Origin of the sequence: Polymorphospora rubra (genome assembly GCF_018324255.1) — a bacterium.
Classification (GTDB): Bacteria; Actinomycetota; Actinomycetes; order Mycobacteriales; family Micromonosporaceae; genus Polymorphospora; species Polymorphospora rubra.
The window spans coordinates 1645554-1663320 of sequence record NZ_AP023359.1 but is presented as its reverse complement, the minus strand read 5'-3'; the positions used below and the strand labels follow the sequence as shown (position 1 = coordinate 1663320).

Annotated in this window: 16 protein-coding genes and 1 pseudogene; 15 read left to right on the top strand and 2 right to left on the bottom strand. The window is 73.6% G+C overall.

What is annotated here, in order from left to right; translation table 11 throughout:
- Positions 1 to 119 precede the first annotated feature (119 nt).
- Positions 120 to 2030 carry a glutamine--fructose-6-phosphate transaminase (isomerizing) gene (glmS, locus tag Prubr_RS07535; RefSeq protein ID WP_212822911.1) on the top strand — a complete coding sequence of 637 codons (1911 nt, stop codon included), beginning with the start codon at positions 120 to 122 and terminating at the stop codon, positions 2028 to 2030.
- Here the strand turns inward: glmS and Prubr_RS07530 are convergent.
- Together Prubr_RS07530 and Prubr_RS07525 are read right to left on the bottom strand one after the other, a co-directional pair.
- A complete protein-coding gene (locus tag Prubr_RS07530) occupies positions 2017 to 3633 on the bottom strand; it encodes an alpha/beta hydrolase (RefSeq protein ID WP_212822909.1) in 1617 nt (538 codons plus the stop codon). The two genes, glmS and Prubr_RS07530, sit on opposite strands and share 14 nt — an antisense overlap.
- On the bottom strand, positions 3630 to 3923 hold the full coding sequence (locus Prubr_RS07525; RefSeq protein ID WP_212822907.1) for a type VII secretion target: 294 nt from the start codon (positions 3921 to 3923) through the stop codon (positions 3630 to 3632). The genes Prubr_RS07530 and Prubr_RS07525 overlap by 4 nt, the downstream gene beginning before the upstream one ends.
- Before the next feature lie 158 nt (positions 3924 to 4081).
- Between Prubr_RS07525 and Prubr_RS07520 the strand changes: the two genes are divergently transcribed.
- The 14 genes and pseudogenes from Prubr_RS07520 to Prubr_RS07455 all read left to right on the top strand — a co-directional run bounded on the left by Prubr_RS07520 (position 4082) and on the right by Prubr_RS07455 (position 17757).
- Positions 4082 to 4450, top strand: a complete 369-nt coding sequence (locus tag Prubr_RS07520) for a holo-ACP synthase (protein ID WP_212822905.1) — start codon at positions 4082 to 4084, stop codon at positions 4448 to 4450.
- Positions 4447 to 5904: an NAD(P)H-hydrate dehydratase gene (locus Prubr_RS07515; protein WP_212822903.1), complete on the top strand. Its 1458-nt coding sequence runs from the start codon at positions 4447 to 4449 to the stop codon at positions 5902 to 5904. Before Prubr_RS07520 ends, Prubr_RS07515 begins: the two co-directional genes overlap by 4 nt.
- 84 nt (positions 5905 to 5988) lie before the next feature.
- Entirely contained in the window at positions 5989 to 7104 is a 1116-nt protein-coding gene (gene alr, locus Prubr_RS07510; protein ID WP_212822901.1) for an alanine racemase, read from the top strand.
- Positions 7104 to 8228, top strand: a complete 1125-nt coding sequence (locus Prubr_RS07505; protein ID WP_212822899.1) for an alpha/beta fold hydrolase — start codon at positions 7104 to 7106, stop codon at positions 8226 to 8228. The genes alr and Prubr_RS07505 overlap by 1 nt, the downstream gene beginning before the upstream one ends.
- On the top strand, positions 8225 to 8716 hold the full coding sequence (gene tsaE / locus Prubr_RS07500) for a tRNA (adenosine(37)-N6)-threonylcarbamoyltransferase complex ATPase subunit type 1 TsaE (RefSeq protein WP_212822897.1): 492 nt from the start codon (positions 8225 to 8227) through the stop codon (positions 8714 to 8716). Before Prubr_RS07505 ends, tsaE begins: the two co-directional genes overlap by 4 nt.
- A gap of 36 nt (positions 8717 to 8752) precedes the next feature.
- Complete coding sequence (locus tag Prubr_RS07495; protein WP_212822889.1) at positions 8753 to 9439, top strand: uracil-DNA glycosylase; 687 nt, start codon at positions 8753 to 8755, stop codon at positions 9437 to 9439.
- A gap of 81 nt (positions 9440 to 9520) precedes the next feature.
- Positions 9521 to 10198 (top strand): tRNA (adenosine(37)-N6)-threonylcarbamoyltransferase complex dimerization subunit type 1 TsaB, encoded by a 678-nt coding sequence (gene tsaB, locus Prubr_RS07490; protein WP_212822881.1) that lies wholly within the window; start codon positions 9521 to 9523, stop codon positions 10196 to 10198.
- A gap of 76 nt (positions 10199 to 10274) precedes the next feature.
- A complete protein-coding gene (gene rimI / locus Prubr_RS07485) occupies positions 10275 to 10700 on the top strand; it encodes a ribosomal protein S18-alanine N-acetyltransferase (protein ID WP_212827684.1) in 426 nt (141 codons plus the stop codon).
- A pseudogene (tsaD, locus tag Prubr_RS07480) lies at positions 10693 to 11738 on the top strand (tRNA (adenosine(37)-N6)-threonylcarbamoyltransferase complex transferase subunit TsaD). Before rimI ends, tsaD begins: the two are co-directional and overlap by 8 nt.
- A gap of 11 nt (positions 11739 to 11749) precedes the next feature.
- Positions 11750 to 12004, top strand: coding sequence for a hypothetical protein (locus Prubr_RS07475; protein WP_212827682.1), 255 nt, complete (start codon positions 11750 to 11752; stop codon positions 12002 to 12004).
- Positions 12005 to 12103: 99 nt separating this feature from the next.
- On the top strand, positions 12104 to 13810 hold the full coding sequence (locus Prubr_RS07470) for an ABC transporter transmembrane domain-containing protein (protein WP_212822879.1): 1707 nt from the start codon (positions 12104 to 12106) through the stop codon (positions 13808 to 13810).
- 133 nt (positions 13811 to 13943) lie between these two features.
- Complete coding sequence (locus tag Prubr_RS07465; protein ID WP_246568426.1) at positions 13944 to 15713, top strand: ABC transporter ATP-binding protein; 1770 nt, start codon at positions 13944 to 13946, stop codon at positions 15711 to 15713.
- Between the two features lie 191 nt (positions 15714 to 15904).
- On the top strand, positions 15905 to 16492 hold the full coding sequence (locus Prubr_RS07460) for a winged helix-turn-helix domain-containing protein (protein ID WP_212822877.1): 588 nt from the start codon (positions 15905 to 15907) through the stop codon (positions 16490 to 16492).
- A complete protein-coding gene (locus Prubr_RS07455; protein ID WP_212822875.1) occupies positions 16489 to 17757 on the top strand; it encodes an MFS transporter in 1269 nt (422 codons plus the stop codon). Before Prubr_RS07460 ends, Prubr_RS07455 begins: the two co-directional genes overlap by 4 nt.
- The last annotated feature ends 10 nt before the right edge of the window (positions 17758 to 17767 follow it).

Genomic DNA, 17767 nt, shown 5'->3' with positions numbered 1-17767 from the left:
GCGACCCTGCAGGCACCGCCGCGGGACGTGTCCCGGATGCCCGTCTCAATCAAGTCGGATGATTGATAAGGGCACTTTCGCGCAACCAGGGTGAGTGCTTTTCCGCTACGCTGCTGCCCATGTGTGGAATCGTGGGGTACGTCGGCGCCCGCCCGGCGCTGAGCATCGTGCTGGACGGCCTGCGGCGGCTGGAATACCGCGGCTACGACTCGGCCGGCGTGGCGGTCGTCGGTGACGGCGAGCTGCTGACCGAGAAGAGGGCCGGCAAGCTGGCCAACCTCGAGAAGGCGCTCGCCGAGCGGGGCATCGCCGATCCGGAGGGCACCGGGCCGGTCCTCGGCATCGGTGACGGGACGACCGGCATCGGCCACACCCGCTGGGCCACCCACGGCGGCCCGACCGACCGCAACGCCCATCCCCACGTGGCCCGCGACGGCCGGGTCGCCGTCATCCACAACGGCATCATCGAGAACTTCGCGAAGCTGCGGGACGAGCTGGAGTCCGACGGCGTCGAGTTCACCAGCGACACCGACACCGAGTGCGCCGCCCACCTGCTCGCCGGTGCGCTCGCCGAGCTGCGGGCGGGCGGGGCGCCGGACGGCCCGCAGCTGCTCGCGGCCGCCATGCGCCAGGTGTGTGTCCGGCTGGAGGGGGCCTTCACCCTGCTCGCCGCCGACGCCGCCATCCCCGGCGCGGTGGTCGGCGCGCGGCGCAACTCGCCGCTGGTGGTCGGCCGGGGCACGGGGGAGAACTTCCTTGCCAGCGACGTGTCGGCGTTCATCGAGCACACCCGCGAGGCGGTCGAGCTGGGCCAGGACCAGGTCGTGCTGATCACCGCCGACAGCATCGAGATCACCGATTTCGACGGCCGGCCGGCCGCCGGCAAGGACTTCCACATCGACTGGGACGCGTCCGCCGCCGAGAAGGGCGGCTACGACTACTTCATGCTCAAGGAGATCGCCGAGCAGCCGCAGGCGGTCGCCGACACGCTGCTCGGCCGGCTCACCGAGACCGGCGAGATCCTGCTCGACGAGGTCCGCCTCAGCGACCAGGACCTGCGCGACGTCGACAAGGTCTTCATCGTCGCCTGCGGCACCGCCTACCACGCCGGCCTGGTGGCGAAGTACGCGATCGAGCACTGGACCCGCATCCCCTGCGAGGTCGAGCTGGCCAGCGAGTTCCGCTACCGGGACCCGGTGCTCGACCGGTCGACGCTGGTGGTGGCGATCTCGCAGTCCGGCGAGACGATGGACACGCTGATGGCGCTGCGGCACGCCAAGGAGCAGAAGGCCCGGGTGCTGGCGATCTGCAACACCAACGGGTCCACCATCCCGCGCGAGTCCGACGCGGTGCTCTACACCCACAGCGGGCCGGAGATCGCGGTCGCCTCGACCAAGGCGTTCCTCACCCAGCTCGTGGCCTGCTATCTGATCGGCCTGCACCTGGCCCAGGTCCGGGGCGTCAAGTACGCCGACGAGGTGGCGGCCGTCGTCGACCAGCTCCAGGAGGTGCCGGACAAGCTGCGTACGGTGCTCGCCGCCATGGAGCCGGTACGGCAGCTGGCCCGGGACCTGTCGACCGCCGGCACGGTGCTGTTCATCGGCCGGCACGTCGGCTACCCGGTCGCCCTGGAGGGCGCGCTCAAGCTCAAGGAGCTGGCGTACATGCACGCCGAGGGCTTCGCCGCCGGTGAGCTGAAGCACGGCCCGATCGCCCTGATCGACAAGGGCACCCCGGTGATCTGCGTGGTCCCGTCCCCGGCCGGCCGGGGCATGCTCCGCGACAAGATCGTGTCGAACATCCAGGAGGTGCGGGCCCGCGGTGCGCGCACGATCGTGATCGCCGAGGAGGGCGACGAGGCGGTCCTGCCCTTCGCCGACCACGTGATCTACGTGCCGCGTACGCCGACCCTGCTCGCGCCGCTGGTCACCAGCGTGCCGTTGCAGGTCTTCGCCTGCGCGGTCGCCGACGCCCGCGGGCACGACGTCGACCAGCCCCGCAACCTGGCCAAATCGGTCACCGTGGAGTAGGTGGCAGCCGGCCCGCGTCGCCGAGCGCGATGCGGGCCATGGCGTCCAGCGCCCGGTTGTCGTGGTCCCAGTAGCCGGTGTGCCCGTCCGGGTCGCTCGCGAAGACCCGCCCGCCGAAGTCACGGTCGCTGGGATCGTGGCCGAACCACAGGTCGTCACCGGGCCGGCTGAACGCCAGCACCGGCCCGATGCCGGGCACCGCGACGCTGAGCGCCAGATCGCCGGCGAACGCGCGGGCCGACGGCACGTAGCGGATCACGTCGTTGCCGGCCGTGCTCGCCCACACCCGCTCCGGCGGCAGCCCGAGGTCGCGGGCGTGGTCGACGCCGACCCCGGGTGACCCGACGAGGACCAGGTCGTCGGCGGCGAGGCCGTGGTCACGTGCCGCCGCCCCGACCACCAACGAGCCGTAGCTGTGCCCGACCACCGTGTGGTGGGCCGGCCCGCCCTCGTGGCTGACCCGCAGGCCCTCCTGGAACCGGTGCAGGGCCGGCCCGGCGTCGTGGGCGTACGACGCGCGGTGGGCCTCGTGCACGAAGTCCGGCGCGTCGTAGTCCAGCCACAGCACCGCCGCCGCCGGTTGGCCGGGGGCGAGTTCGGCGGCCCGGGCGAGGATCCGCTCCGCCCGGCCCAACTCCCCGTCGGCGCCGGGCAGGTCGGAGGTCATCCCCGGCACGTAGGTGACCACGTGGTCGGCGAGGTCCGGGTCGCCGAGCGCGACGACGGTCCGCCCGTCACCGGTCGGGTCCAGGCCGAGCAGGTAGGCCCGGGGGCCGCTCTCCGCGGTGAGTCGTGCCTCGATCGCGTCCAGACCGCCCAGGTTGGCGTCGATCCGCAGCACCTCGAGATGGTTGGCGGGCAGCCGGGGCCGGGTCGTCAGCAGTTCCGTCTGGCGGGCGAGCAGGTCGGCCCGCAGTTGCGGCAGGAGCAGCCGGTTGGCCTGGTCACGGGCGGCCACCGGCACTCCGTCGAGGCCGCCGACCAGTGCCGGCTCGTGCAGTACGAGCCAGCGCCGCTGCGCGGGGGTGAGCCCGTTCCACCACCGGCGTACGGAGGCCGGGTCGGCATCGCCGGCCGGGCGGCCCGGCGGTGGTTCGGCCGTCCAACCGGTCACCACCGCGGTGGCGAGGTCGCCGAGCCGCCGGGCCGCCTCCCGGTCGGCCCGGGTGGCCAACTCCAGCGCGGCCCGGATCTCCGCCCCGACCCGGAGCACGGCCGCGCCGGCGCGCGGATCGACCTGCGGCACGCCGGCATCGAGCGACACGCCGCCGTACCGGTCGACCAGCACCCGGCTGACGGCCGCGCCGCGCACGGCGGCGTCGAGCAGCGCCTTCGCCCGGACCAGCAGGGTGGCGAACTCGGCCAGGATCTGGTCGACCTCCATCAGGACCGGTGCGGTGGCCCCGACCGCGTCACGCAGTGTGTCGAGCCGGGTTTCCGCGGCACCGGCCGCCCGCCCGGCCCAGCCGTCGGTCAACGCCGACCGGGTCCGGGCGACCTCCGCCGTCCGCCGCCGCACCATCGTGACGAGGCCGCGCCAGGCCGTCCCGGCGGACCGCCAGGCGGCCGGATCGGCGGCCCACAGTTGCGCGTAGCCGATCATCCGATGCCGGCCATGCGTCGCGCCGCCCGGTCGTCGGCCGCCTCGTAGCCGTCGGCGGACCGGCGCAGCGCGTCGGCGGTGTCCGCCGTCCGGCCGCCGAGCACCGTCAGCGACCGGTGGACCGCCGCCTCGACGTGCGCCAGCGCGGCGGTGGTGGCCCAGCCCGGGGCGGTGACGACCAGCCCCGGCGTCGCGCCGAGCCCCTGACCGAGCCGGTACGCCGTGCCGGTCGACTCGCCGGCGGCGCGGCGCAGTGCGGCGATCCGCACCCGGATGGAACCGTCGGTCATGGGAACCTCCCCGGACGTCGTTGCCGTCGACGCTAGGTGGCCACGGTCGCGTGGCGGGAACCCTGTGGAATCCGGGTGACCGCCGTACCCGCGGGTTGTCCACAGGCCTTGTCCACCACGGACCGCACGGATAGCCTGCCGCCCGTTAGGGTGGTCGGGTGATCGTGGCTGTCGGCATCGACGTCGTCCTGGTCGAGCGGTTCGCCCGGGCGCTGGCCCGCACCCCGCAGCTGGCCGAGCGGCTGTTCACCGAGGCGGAGCGGCACACCGGGGCCGGCAACCCGCGGTCGCCGGAGTCCCTGGCCGCGCGGTTCGCGGCCAAGGAGGCGGTGGCGAAGTCGCTCGGCGCCCCGGCCGGACTGCACTGGCACGACTGCGAGGTGGTCGCCGCCCCGGACGGCCGGCCCTGGTTGACCGTCTCCGGCACGGTCGCCGCCGCGGCGGACGAACGCGGCGTCAACCACTGGCACCTCTCGCTCTCCCACGACGGTGGGATCGCCTCCGCGATGGTCGTGGCCGAGCGATGAGGGCGGCGTGGCGGGCGGCCGACGTACGGGCCGCCGAGGACGGACTGATCGCCAGTCTGCCGACGGACACCCTGATGCGGCGCGCCGCCGCCGGACTCGCCCGCCGCTGCGCGTTGCTGCTCGCCGGACGTGGCGGGGTCTACGGCGCCCGGGTCCTGCTGCTCGTCGGTGCCGGGAACAACGGCGGGGACGCGCTCTACGCCGGTGCCACCCTCGCCGGCCGGGGTGCGGCGGTGTCCGCCCTGGCCCTGGCCCCCGACCGGATCCACGGACGGGGGTTGGCGGCCCTACGTACGGCCGGCGGCCGGCTGATCACCGCGCTGCCGGACCGGGTCGACCTCGTCGTCGACGGGATCGTCGGGATCGGCGCCACCGGCGGGCTGCGCCCCGACGCCGCCGACGTGGTGGCGAAACTCGACGCGCTCCGGTCGTCGGCGGGCGACCGGCCCACGGTTGTCGCGGTCGACGTGCCGAGCGGGGTCGCGGTGGACACCGGTGACGTGCCCGGAGCGGCTGTGCGCGCCGACGTCACCGTCACCTTCGGCTGCCTCAAGCCGGCCCTGGTCGTCGGGCCCGCCGCGGTGCGTGCCGGTGAGGTCGACCTGGTCGACATCGGGCTCGGCGACCGGCTGCGCGCGACCCCGGCCCTGCTGGTCCCCGAGTGGGACGACATCGTGGGCTGGTGGCCGGCGCTCGGCCCCGAGTCGGAGAAGTACACCCGCGGCGTGGTCGGGGTCGCCACCGGATCGGCCACCTATCCCGGCGCCGCCGTACTGTCCGTCGGCGGCGCGCTCGCCGGCCCGACCGGCCTGGTCCGGTACGCGGGCGGCGCCGCGGCCGAGGTGCTGCACCAGCATCCCTCCGTGATCGCCACCGGCCGGGTCGCCGACGCCGGTCGGGTGCAGGCCTGGGTCTGCGGATCCGGTCTCGGTAGCGGGGAGGCGGCAGCGGCCGAACTGCGCTCGGTGCTCGCCGCACCGGTGCCGGCGGTGCTCGACGCCGACGCGTTGACCATGCTCGTCGACGGCAGCCACGCTGGTCGGCTGCGCGGGCGCGACGCGCCGACCGTGGTCACCCCGCACGACCGCGAGTTCGCCCGGCTCTGCGGCGCGGCCGCCGGCTCCGACCGGGTCGGCGCCGCACTGCGCCTGGCCGCCTGGATGAACGCGGTCGTCCTGCTCAAGGGCGACCGGACGGTGGTGGCGACCCCGGACGGCCGGGCGTACGTCAACCCGACCGGCAGCCCCGCGCTGGCCACCGGCGGCACCGGTGACGTACTCGCCGGCCTCCTCGGGTCGCTGCTGGCGGCCGGGGTGGCACCGGAGCGGGCCGCCGTGGCCGCCGCCTTCCTGCACGGGCTGGCCGGCCGGGAGGCCGCCCGGCACGGCCCGGTCACCGCCCCGGACGTCGTCGACGCCCTGCGCCCGGTCGTCGCCCGCCTCACCGCACGGTGAGGCGCGGGCCGTCCGGCCCGGTGGTGGCGAAACGGTCGTGGCGACCGGCTCGGGGCGTCGGTGAAGGTCAGTAGGCTGAACAGCATGTGGCAGGCCGAGGTGCGGATCGACCTTGACGCGATCCGCGAGAACGTGGCCCGGTTGCGGGCCGGCACGAGCGCCGAGCTGATGGCGGTGGTCAAGGGGGACGGGTACGGCCACGGGATGCTGCCCGCCGCCCGGGCCGCCCTGGACGCGGGTGCCGACTGGCTCGGGGTGTGCACCCTCGACGAGGCGCTGACGCTGCGCCGCGCCGGGGTGACGGCGCCGGTGCTCGCCTGGCTGCTGGCGCCCGGGCTGCCCCTGCACGAGGGGGTGGCCGCGAACGTCGACCTGAGCGCGGGCTCGGTCGACCAGCTCGGCGAGGTGCTGGTCGCCGCCGGCCGGGCCGGCCACCCGGCCCGGGTCCATCTCAAGATCGACACGGGGCTGGCCCGGGGCGGGGCGACCGCCGCCGACTGGCCGGCCCTGCTGGAGGCCGCCGCCAAGGCCCAGGCCGACGGCACCGTCGAGGTAGTCGGGATCTGGAGCCACTTCGCGTACGCCGACGCGCCCGGTCACCCGACCATCGACCGGCAGCTCGCCCACTTCCACGAGGGGCTGGCGCTCGCCGAGCGGTGGGGTGTACGCCCGCGCTACCGGCACCTGGCCAACTCGGCGGCCACCCTGACCCGGCCCGACACGCACTTCGACCTGGTCCGCCCCGGCCTCGCCGTCTACGGCCTGTCCCCGGTCGTCGGCGAGCGCTACGGGCTGCGGCCGGCGATGACCGCCCGGGCCCGGGTGATGCTCGTCAAGCGGGTGCCGGCCGGCCAGGGCGTGTCGTACGGCCACACCTACACCACCGGGCGGGAGACGACGCTGGCGGTCGTACCGCTCGGATACGCCGACGGGATTCCCCGGCACGCCTCCAATGCCGGCCCGATCCAGCTCGGTGGCCGGGTCCGTACCATCGCCGGCCGGGTCTGCATGGACCAGGTGGTGCTCGACTGCGGCGACGACCCGGTGGTGGCCGGCGACGTCGCGACGCTGTTCGGGCCCGGCGACGGCGGCGAGCCGACCGCCGACGACTGGGCCGAGGCGGCCGGCACGATCAACTACGAGATCGTGACCCGGTTCGGCGGGGTCCGCGTGCCCCGCGTCTACGACGGGGCGCGTTGATGGCGGCGGAGAACGGGCGGACGAAGGCGAAGCGGCGGGCCGGCATCTTCGGCGCCGTGGTCGGTGTGGCGGCGGCCGGCCTCGCGGCCGGTATCGCCGCCGAACGCGCCATCGTCCGGCGGTCCAAGCGCGGCGTCGGCGACCGGTACGCCGAGGAGAAGTTCGGTGCCCTGCCGTACGACGAGTCGTGCACGGTCACCACCGCCGACGGCACCGACATCCACGTGGAGGTCGTCGAACCGACCGACGGGGTCGAGATCGACGCCGGGTTCATCGCGGGGGTGGCGGACGGGCCGCATGAGCCGACCATCGTGTTCGTACACGGCTTCTGCCTCGACATGGGCACGTTCCACTTCCAGCGCGCGGAGCTGACCCGGCGCGGCGACTACCGGATGGTCTTCTACGACCAGCCCGGACACGGCCGCTCCGGCCGGCTCGAGTCGGGGGAGTACGAGCTGCCGGCCCTGGGCGAGACGCTGCGGGCGGTGATCGACGAGACGGTGCCGGAGGGGCCGCTCGTGCTCGTCGGACACTCGATGGGCGGCATGACGATCATGGCGCTGGCCGAGCTCTATCCGGAGATGTTCGAGCAACGGGTCGTCGGGGCCGTGCTCATCGCCACCTCCGGCGGCCTGGTGGAGCAGGCGAGGTTCGGCCTGCCGACCATCATCTCCCGGTTCGGCAGCCCGCTGCTGCCGTTGGTCAACAACGCGACCCGGCTCACCGGCGGTGTGGTCGACCGGGCCCGCATCGCCGCCGCCGACCTGGCCTGGCTGTTGACCCGCCGCTACGGGTTCGGCACCGCCCGGCCGAGCCCGGCCCTGGTGTCGTACGTGGAGAAGATGAACTCGGGCACCACGGCCGAAACGGTGGCCCGCTACCTGCGTACCCTCTACACCCATGCCCGCTATCCGGCGTTGGCCACCCTGCGGGAGACGCCGACCCTCGTCATCGTCGGCGACAAGGACATGATCACCCCGGTGGCACACTCCGAGGAGATCCTGCGCCGCCTCCCGGACGCCGAATTCATCAAGATCGCCGACAGTGGCCACGTCGTGATGCTCGAACATGCCGACGAGGTCAACGCCGTGCTGATCGACTTTCTCGGAAAGCTCGAAGGATGACCAAACTGTCCACCGTGGACGAAACCCGGGCGTACGGCGCGCGGCTCGCCGGGATCCTGCGCGCCGGTGACCTGCTGGTGCTCGCCGGGCCGCTGGGCGCCGGCAAGACCGCGCTGACCCAGGGCATCGGCGCCGGCCTCGGCGTGCTCGGCGACGTCACCTCGCCGACGTTCGTCATCGCCCGCGTGCACCGGCCCGACCCGGCGCGTGGCGGTCGGATGGCCCTGGTGCACGCCGACGCCTACCGACTCGGCTCCACATCGGACCCCCGGGCCGAGATCGACGACCTCGACCTCGACGCGTCGATGGACGACTCGGTGACCGTCGTCGAGTGGGGCGAGGGCATGGTCGAGCAGCACGGCGACGGCCACCTGCTGATTCGCATCGACCGGCGCGACGACGACACCCGGATCGTCGAACTCGTACCGGTCGGCGGCGACTGGGCCGCCCGCCTGGCGAAGCTGGAGTATGTCGCACCGCCGTTCTAGGGTTCGGTCATCGTCCGAATCCACGAAAGGCCGCTGATGTCCCTCGACCTCCCGGCGCTCCTCCCGCCAGCCTGGCAGACGCTGCTGGCACCGCACCTCGACACCGAACGCACCGCCGCGCTCGGTGCGTTCGTCGCCGAGGAATACCAGACCCAGACGGTCTACCCGCCGGTCGACGACCTGTTCAGCGCCTACCGGCTGTGCGCGCCCGAGGACACCCGGGTGCTGATTCTCGGCCAGGACCCCTACCACAAGGCGGGCCAGGCCCACGGGCTCAGCTTCAGCGTCCGCGACGGTGTGTCGGTGCCGCCGTCGCTGCGCAACGTCTTCAAGGAACTGCACGAGGACCTCGACGTCCCGGTGTCGCGCAACGGCAACCTGACCGCCTGGGCCGAACGCGGCGTACTGCTGCTCAACGCAGTCCTCACCGTTCGCGAGGCCAAGCCGGGCTCGCACGCGAACAAGGGCTGGGAGGAGTTCACCGACGCCACGATCCGGGCGCTGGACGCCCGCGACAGCCGGGTCGTCTTCCTGCTCTGGGGCGGCTACGCCCGCAAGAAGGCGGCACTGGTCACCAACCCGACGCACGTGGTCCTCGAGGCCGGCCACCCCAGCCCGATGAACCCGAAGGGCTTCCTCGGCAGCCGGCCGTTCAGCGCCACCAACAAGGCCCTCGCCGACGCCGGACTGCCCGGCATCGAATGGGACCGCTCAGCCGTCTGAACCCGACCGCACCGGCGTGTCGCGGTGCGCCGTGCCGGCCGGTGCCAGGGTGGCACCACGGCGCCGATTAAGGTGCACAACGTGCTGGTACTCGTGGTGGACTCGGCGACCCCGGCGGTGACGGCCGCGCTGGTGCGGATCACGTCGGCCGGTGTGGCGCCGGTGGCGCACCGCCGCGCCGTCGACGCCCGGGCGCACGGCGAACTGCTCGCCCCCCAGGTCGACGCGCTCCTCGCCGAGTCCGGGAGCGGGCCCGCCGAGCTGGCCGCGATCGTCGCCGGCCTCGGCCCCGGCCCGTTCACCGGACTGCGGGTCGGGCTGGTCACCGCCGTCACGATGGGCCAGGTCCTCGGCATACCGACGTACGGGGTGTGCTCCCTGGATGGCATCGGGCGCCCGGCGGCCGGCGGTGAGCCGGTGCTGGTGGCCACCGACGCCCGGCGCCGCGAGGTCTACTGGGCGGTCTACGCCGGCACCGGCGAGCGGGTCGCCGGTCCGGAGGTGCACACCCCGGCCGAGGTGGCCGGGCGGGCCCGCGAACTCGGTGCCACCGTCGCCGTCGGTGACGGCGCGCACCGCTACACCGAGCAGCTCGGCCTCCCGCTGCGCGACGAGCCGCGTTACCCCGACCCGCTCGCCCTCGCCGAGCTGGCCGCCGAACGGGTCCGCGCGAAGGCCCCGTCCGAACCGCTGACCCCGCTCTACCTGCGCCGCCCCGACGCGGTGGCCCCCACCGCCCGCAAACCGGTGCTGCCATGACCGGTCGGGTGGCGCCGTGACGCGGGCCGACGACGCGGGCGGCACCGGCGGGCCGGGCGACGTCCGGCTGACCCGGATGCGGTGGTGGCACATCGACCAGGTGCTGCCGATCGAGGCGGACCTCTTCGGTGCCGAGCAGTGGTCGGCCGCCATGTTCTGGAGCGAGCTGGCGGGCGGCCACCACTACCTGGTCGCGCTCGATCCGGCCGGCGCCGTGGTCGGCTACGCCGGACTGGCGGTCACGCCGCCCGACGAGGGCTGGGTGCAGAACATCGCCGTACGCCGCGACGCCCAGCGGGGCGGGGTCGGCCGCCGGCTGCTGGAGGCGCTGCTCGCCCAGGCCGCCCGGCGCGGGGTACGTCGTACCCTGCTGGAGGTGGCGGTCGACAACGCCGCCGCGCAGCGCCTCTACGCGGCGTACGACTTCGAGCCGGTCGGGATCCGGCGCGGCTACTACCAACCGAGCAACACCGACGCACTGGTGATGATGCGCAATGGCTGACGAACCGCTCGTACTCGGCATCGAGACGTCCTGCGACGAGACGGGGGTGGGCATCGTACGCGGGCACACCCTGCTCGCCGACGCGCTGGCCTCCAGCGTCGACCAGCACGCCCGGTTCGGCGGCGTGGTGCCCGAGGTCGCCAGCCGGGCCCACCTGGAGGCGATCGTGCCGACCATGCGGCGGGCTCTCGACCAGGCCGGGGTCACGATCGCCGACATCGACGCCATCGCGGTGACCGCCGGGCCGGGGCTGGCCGGCGCGCTGCTGGTCGGGGTCGCCGCCGCCAAGGGCTACGCGGTCGCCGCCGAGAAGCCGATCTACGGGGTGAACCACCTGGCCGCGCACGTCGCCGTCGACACCCTGGAGCACGGCCCCCTGCCCGAGCCGGCGATCGCGATGCTGGTCTCCGGCGGACACTCCTCGCTGCTGCTGGTCGACGACCTGACCGCCGGGGTGACCCCGCTCGGGGCCACGATCGACGACGCCGCCGGCGAGGCGTTCGACAAGGTGGCCCGGCTGCTGGGACTGCCGTTCCCCGGCGGCCCGCCGATCGACCGGGCGGCCCGGGAGGGCGACGCCGACTCGATCGCGTTTCCGCGCGGCCTGACCGCGCCGAAGGACCTGGCCGCGCACCGGTTCGACTTCTCGTTCTCCGGGCTGAAGACGGCGGTCGCCCGCTGGGTGGAGGCCCGGGAGCGGGCCGGCGAGCCGGTTCCGGTCGCCGACGTGGCGGCGTCGTTCCAGGAGGCCGTCTGCGACGTGCTCACCGCCAAGGCGATCGACGCCTGCCGGCAGCACGGGGTCGAGACGCTGGTCATCGGGGCGGGGTGGCGGCCAACTCACGACTGCGGGCACTGGCCGAGCAGCGCTGCGCCCGGCACGGGATCACCGTACGGGTGCCACCGCCCCGACTGTGCACCGACAACGGCGCGATGGTGGCCGCGCTCGGTTCGCACCTGGTCGCGGCCGGGATCGCGCCGAGTCGGTTGGATCTGCCGGCCGACTCCGCGATGCCGCTGACCGTGGTGAGCGTGTAGTGTCCGCGCACGTGATCGTGCGGATGTGGGAGGTGCGGGCCGAGCCGGCCAGGTTCGCCGACCTCATCACCTGGGTGTGCGAGACCGCGCTCCCGGAGTTCGACCACAGCCCGCTGCACCTGTCGAGCGAGGTCTTCACGTCGACCGACCACCGCCTGGTGGTCATCTCGAAGTGGCGTAGCGCCCCGCTGGCGCTGCCCGACCCGCCGCCGATGCTGGTGGCCCGGCCACCCCACACGTGGGACTTCACCCAGGTCGACCGCTGACCCGCGACCGGGTCGGCACCACCGGTCGGGGTCTCCGGACCGGCCGGGCGGAAAACCGCTGGTGACCAACGGGTGTGATCTCGTAATGTCGGCGGTGCTATGCGGCCCTTACCTGTCGCCGATCCCGGCGCTCCCGACCACCGCAGCGCGACCCACTACCTGATCTGGCTGGCTCGCCGTGCCTGGCCGTCGATGACCGGCGCCGTCCTGCTGGCCATCGTCTGGATGGGGGCGCAGGCGCTGATGCCGGCGGTGATCGGCCGCGCCATCGATGTCGGCATCGTCGGCCGGGACGCCGACGGGCTGCTGCACTGGGGGCTGGTGCTGCTCGGCCTCGGGGTGCTCCAGGCCGCCGCCGGCGTCGGTCGGCACCGGTTGGCCGTCTTCAACTTCCTCGCCTCCGCCTACCGCACCATTCAGCTCACCGTGGAGCGGGCCAACCGGCTCGGCGCCACGTTGCCCAAACGGCTGGCCGCGGGCGAGGTGGTCAGCATCGGCACCGCCGACATCAGCCACATCGGCGCGGCCCTCGACATCACCGCCCGGGGCACCGGTGCCGTCGTCGCGATCATCACGATCACCGTGATCCTGCTCACCACCTCGGTTCCGCTGGGCGTGGTCGTCCTGGTCGGCGTACCGCTGCTGATGGCGGTCGTCGGGCTGCTCATCCGGCCGTTGCACCGGCAGCAGGAGGAGTACCGCGACCAGCAGGGCACCCTGACCACCCGGGCCGGTGACATCGTCGCCGGACTGCGGGTGCTGCGCGGTGTCGGCGGCGAGCCGGTCTTCTCCGCGCGCTACCGCGCCGAGTCGCAGGACCTGCGCCGGCGGGGGATGCGGGTGGCCCGGATCGAGTCCTACCTGGAGGCGGCCCAGATTCTGCTGCCCGGCGTGTTCGTCGTACTGGTGACCTGGCTCGGCGCCCGGTTCGCGCTCCGTGGCGACATCACCGCCGGCCAGCTCGTCGCCTTCTACGGCTACACGGCGTTCCTGGTCTCGCCGCTGCGGACGCTCACCGAGGCGATCGAGAAGATCACCCGCGGGCACGTCGCCGCGCAGCGGGTCGTCCGGCTGTTCACGCTGGCCCCGGAGCTGTCCGACCCGGACCGGCCGCGGGACTGGCCGCCCTACGCCGCCGACCTGGTCGACTCCGAATCCGGGCTCGCGGTCGTCGCCAACCGGTTCACCGCACTCGTCGCGGCCGACCCCGCCGACGCGGTGGCGATCGCCGACCGGCTCGGCCGGTACACCGACAGCGAGGCGAGCTACGCCGGCGTACCGCTGCGGGAGCTGGCGCTGCCAGCGGTGCGGGAGCGGATTCTGGTGGCCGACAACGACGCTGCCCTGTTCACCGGCCGGCTGCGGGTCGAGCTGGATCCGCACGACCGGGCCGACGACGAGACGGTCGAGGCAGCCCTGGTCGCGGCCAGCGCGACGGACATCGTGGCGGCGCTGCCGGCCGGAGTCGACGCGGTCGTGGCCGAACGGGGCCGGGAGTTCTCCGGCGGCCAGCAGCAGCGGCTGCGGCTGGCCCGCGCGCTGGTCGCCGATCCGCAGATCCTGATCCTGGTCGAGCCCACCAGCGCCGTCGACGCGCACACCGAGGCGCGGATCGCCGGCCGGCTCGGACCGGCCCGCGCCGGCCGTACGACGCTGGTCTGCACGACCAGCCCACTCGTCCTCGACCGGGCCGACCGGGTCGTCTTCGTCGAGGACGGCAAGGTCGTGGCCGAGGGCGGTCACCGCGATCTGTTCGCCACCGAACCGCGGTACGCCGCCGTGGTCACCCGCGGGGAGGACGCGTGAGTGAGCGAGCCATGAGGCTCAGTGAAGAACACGGCGGTGCCGAGCGCAGCGAGGTGACCGTGAGTGAGCGTAGCGAGCGAGCCATGAGGCTCAGTGAAGAACACGGCGGTGCCGAGCGCAGCGAGGTGACGGCGTGAGCGAGCCCGGTGACGGCGTGAGCGGGCGGGCGTTGCCGGTCGCCGACGCGACGCAGGCGCGGGCGTACGCCCGGGTGTTGATTCGCCGCCATCCGCGCGCTCTGGCCTGGGCGTTGGGCCTGCACGCGCTCGCCGCGATCGCCGGTCTCGTCGCGCCCCGGCTGCTCGGCGACCTGGTCGAGGCGATCTCGCGGGGTACGACCTCGGTCACCGTGGACCGGATCGCGTTGGCGATCGGCGGGTTCCTGGTGGCCCAGGCGGTGCTGGTGCGTTTCGCCCATCTGGCGTCGGCGCGGCTCGGTGAACGGGTGCTCGCCGAACTGCGGGAGGAGTTCGTCGACCGGATCCTGGCCATTCCGTTGTCCACTGTGGAAAAGGCCGGTTCGGGTGACCTGCTGACCCGGACGTCCCGCGATGTCTCGGCGCTGTCGAAGACGGTCCGGTTCGCCGTACCCGAGACCTTGATCGCGATGGTTACCTGCGTCTTCGTCGCGCTGGCGCTGATGCTGGTCAGCCCGCTGCTGGCGCTGCCCTGCCTGATCGCGGCACCGCTGCTGTACGTCGGAACCCGCTGGTATCTGCGCCGGGCACCGGCCGGCTATCTGCGGGAGAGTGCCACCTACTCCGACATCACCGACGGCATCGCGGAGACCGTCGACGGTTCGCGGACCACGGAGGCGCTGCGCCAGGCGAACCGGCGCCGGGTCCGCGTCGACAAGGACATCCGCCGGTCGTACGCCGCCGAGCGGTACACGCTGTTCCTGCGTACGGTGTGGTTCCCGGTCGCGGAGATCAGCTACGTCATCCCGGTGGTGGCCACTTTGGTCCTCGGCGGCTGGTTCTACTTGGAGGGCTGGGTGACACTCGGCCAGCTGACCGCCGCCACGCTCTACGTACAGCAGTTGATCGACCCGCTGGACCGGCTGCTGTCCTGGCTCGACGAACTCCAGGTCGGCGGCGCCTCGATGGCCCGGCTGCTCGGCGTCGCGCAGCTGCCCGACGACCGGGCGGCGTCGGCGGCCAGGCCGGACGGTGAACGGGTCGTCGCCCGGGACGTGCGGTTCTCGTACGTCCCGGAGCGGGACGTCCTGCACGGCGTCTCGCTCGCGGTGGAGCCGGGGGAGCGGCTGGCGATGGTCGGGCCGTCCGGGGCCGGCAAGTCGACCCTCGGCCGGTTGCTCGCCGGCATCCACGGGCCCCGGGCCGGTTCGGTCACGGTCGGTGGAGCGCCGCTCGTCGGCCTGCCGATCGAGGAGTTGCGCTCGCACGTGGCCCTGGTGACCCAGGAGCACCACGTCTTCATCGGTACGGTGCGCGACAACGTCGCCATGGTGCGCCCCGACGCCGGCGAGGATCAGGTACGCGCCGCACTGGCGGCGGTCGACGCGCTCGGCTGGGCCGACGAACTGCCGGACGGCCTGGCGACGGTGGTCGGCGCGAAGGGGCATCCGCTGTCGGCGGCGCAGGCGCAGCAGTTGGCGCTGGCCCGGCTGGTGCTGGCCGACCCGCACACACTGGTGCTCGACGAGGCGACCTCGTTGATCGACCCGAGGGCGGCCCGGCATCTCGAACGCTCGCTCGCGGCGGTACTGAAGGGTCGTACGGTGATCGCGATCGCGCACCGGCTCTTCTCCGCGCACGACGCGGACCGGGTCGCGGTGGTGGAGGACGGCCGGATCGCCGAGCTGGGATCACACGACGAGCTGGTCGCCGCCGACGGGTCGTACGCCGCCCTGTGGCGCTCCTGGCACGGCACCCGCCCGTAGCCCGCCTCCCGCCCCCGCCCCGCCCCGCGCCCCGGCTTCGCCGGGTGCGGGCGCGTTGATCAAGGGGAAGTCGTCCCCAAGAAGCGACAAAACGCCCACACTTTCTCCTTGATCAACGCTCGAGTGGGGCAGGGTGCGTCGAGGGCATTCGGGTCTTGCAAAGGAGTCTTTGCATAGCTATCTTTGCAAGCATGTCTTTGGAAGAGGATCGGCTTGTCCTCGACGGGCGTTCGTTGCGCGGGATCGCCCACCCGCTGCGGGTCCGTATCCTCAGCGCACTGCGTGAGGACGGACCCGCCACCGCCACCCGACTCGCCGAACTGCTCGGCGAGTCAACCGGCTCCACCAGCTACCACCTGCGCCAACTCGCCACATACGGGTTCGTGGTGGAGGACACCGAACGCGGTGTCGGCCGGGAACGCTGGTGGCGGGCCGCCCACCGGTTCACCAGCTTCGACGGCGAAGCCAACCGGGACATGCCCGAGGAGAGTGCCGCCTACCTGCGGGCCGTCGCCGCCCTCTACGCCGGGCGGGTCGAGCGCTGGCTCGACGAATCCGCTGATCGCACCGGGCCGTGGCGCGACACCGGAACCATCAGCGACTGGCGCCTCCAACTGACCGCCGAGGAAACCCGCGCGCTGGGGGAGGAGTTGACCGCGGTGCTCGACCGCTACCGCGAAGCCCGGCCGGATGCCCCCGCCTCCGACGGCACCGAGCGGGTCGTCGTCCAGGTGCAGCTCATGCCGTTCCTCCGGACCGAGGGCGGGGCGGAAGCGTGAAACGGCAGGGCCTGATCGCGCTGCTCACCGCCGAGGTCGTCTCGCTGGTCGGCAGCCGGATGAGCATGATCGCGCTGCCCTGGTTCACCCTCGTCACCACCGGCAGCGCCGCCCGTACCGGCATCGTCGCGTTCGTCGAGATGCTGCCGTACGTGCTCGCCTGCGGGCTCGGCGGACCGCTGCTCGACCGGCTCGGCCACCGTCGGGTCAGCGTCGCCGCCGACCTCGGCAGCGCCGCCGCGCTGATCGCCGTACCCGTCCTGCACGCCGGCGGCCAGCTGCACTTCGGCGTACTGATCACGCTGATCGGCGTCGTCGGGCTGCTGCGCGGGCTCGGCGACACCGCGAAACGGGTCGTCTTCCCGGAGACCGTCGCCGCCTCCGGGATGGAGCTGACCCGGGCCACCAGCCTGCACGACGGGCTCGGCCGCCTCGCGACCCTGCTCGGCGCCCCGTTGGCCAGTGTGCTCATCGCGACCCTGGACGCGTCGACCGTGCTGGCCATCGACGCCGCCACGTTCCTGGTCGCCGGCGTGATCGTCGCGTTCCTGGTGCCCGGCGTACGCCGGGTCGTGGCGGCGGTCACCGACCGGGAGGCGTACCTGCCGGCGTTGCGGGCCGGGCTGGCGTTCCTGCGTCGGGACCGGCTCATGCTCGGCATCACGCTGCTGCTGTTCGTCACCAACCTCGCCGATGCCGCGTACGGGACGGTGCTGGCGCCGTTCTGGGCCAATGACGTGATCGGGTCGCCGGTCGCGCTCGGGGCGCTGTCCGGGGTCTTCGCGGTCGGCGCGGTGCTCGGCAACGTGGTCTTCACCGCCATCGCGCCGCGGGTGCCGCGGTTCGCGGTGTTCGCCGTCGGGTTCCTGATCGCCGGGGCGCCACGGTTCGCCATCCTGTCCGTGGCCGACGCGCTCTGGATCGTGTACGTCGTGTCGTTCGTGGCCGGCGTGTCGATCTCGGCCGTCAACCCGATCCTCGGCGCGGTGTCGTACGAACGGGTCCCGGAACACCTGCGGGCCCGGGTCCTCGGCCTCGGGCAGGCCATCGGGTGGGGTGGCATGCCGCTGGGCAGCCTGCTCGCCGGCTGGGCGGTGCAGGGCTTCGGTCTGAACGCGGCGCTGTTGATCTTCGGTGGCGCGTACCTGGCGGTGACCGTGCTGCCGTTCGTCAGCCCGACCTGGCGGCAGATGAACCGCCCGCCCGCTGCCCAGAACCCCGCACCCGCCGCGAGCGCCGTCGACCCCGCTGGCGTGTCGCGTTGATCGAGGAGAA

Bases quoted from the DNA above. Each gene is read 5' to 3' on its own strand.
- glmS (WP_212822911.1), top strand. From the start codon at position 120: ATGTGTGGAATCGTGGGGTACGTCGGCGCCCGCCCGGCGCTGAGCATC.
- Prubr_RS07530 (WP_212822909.1), bottom strand. From the start codon at position 3,633: ATGATCGGCTACGCGCAACTGTGGGCCGCCGATCCGGCCGCCTGGCGG.
- Prubr_RS07525 (WP_212822907.1), bottom strand. From the start codon at position 3,923: ATGACCGACGGTTCCATCCGGGTGCGGATCGCCGCACTGCGCCGCGCC.
- Prubr_RS07515 (WP_212822903.1), top strand. From the start codon at position 4,447: ATGAGGGCGGCGTGGCGGGCGGCCGACGTACGGGCCGCCGAGGACGGA.
- alr (WP_212822901.1), top strand. From the start codon at position 5,989: ATGTGGCAGGCCGAGGTGCGGATCGACCTTGACGCGATCCGCGAGAAC.
- Prubr_RS07505 (WP_212822899.1), top strand. From the start codon at position 7,104: ATGGCGGCGGAGAACGGGCGGACGAAGGCGAAGCGGCGGGCCGGCATC.
- tsaE (WP_212822897.1), top strand. From the start codon at position 8,225: ATGACCAAACTGTCCACCGTGGACGAAACCCGGGCGTACGGCGCGCGG.
- Prubr_RS07495 (WP_212822889.1), top strand. From the start codon at position 8,753: ATGTCCCTCGACCTCCCGGCGCTCCTCCCGCCAGCCTGGCAGACGCTG.
- rimI (WP_212827684.1), top strand. From the start codon at position 10,275: ATGCGGTGGTGGCACATCGACCAGGTGCTGCCGATCGAGGCGGACCTC.
- Prubr_RS07470 (WP_212822879.1), top strand. From the start codon at position 12,104: ATGCGGCCCTTACCTGTCGCCGATCCCGGCGCTCCCGACCACCGCAGC.
- Prubr_RS07460 (WP_212822877.1), top strand. From the start codon at position 15,905: ATGTCTTTGGAAGAGGATCGGCTTGTCCTCGACGGGCGTTCGTTGCGC.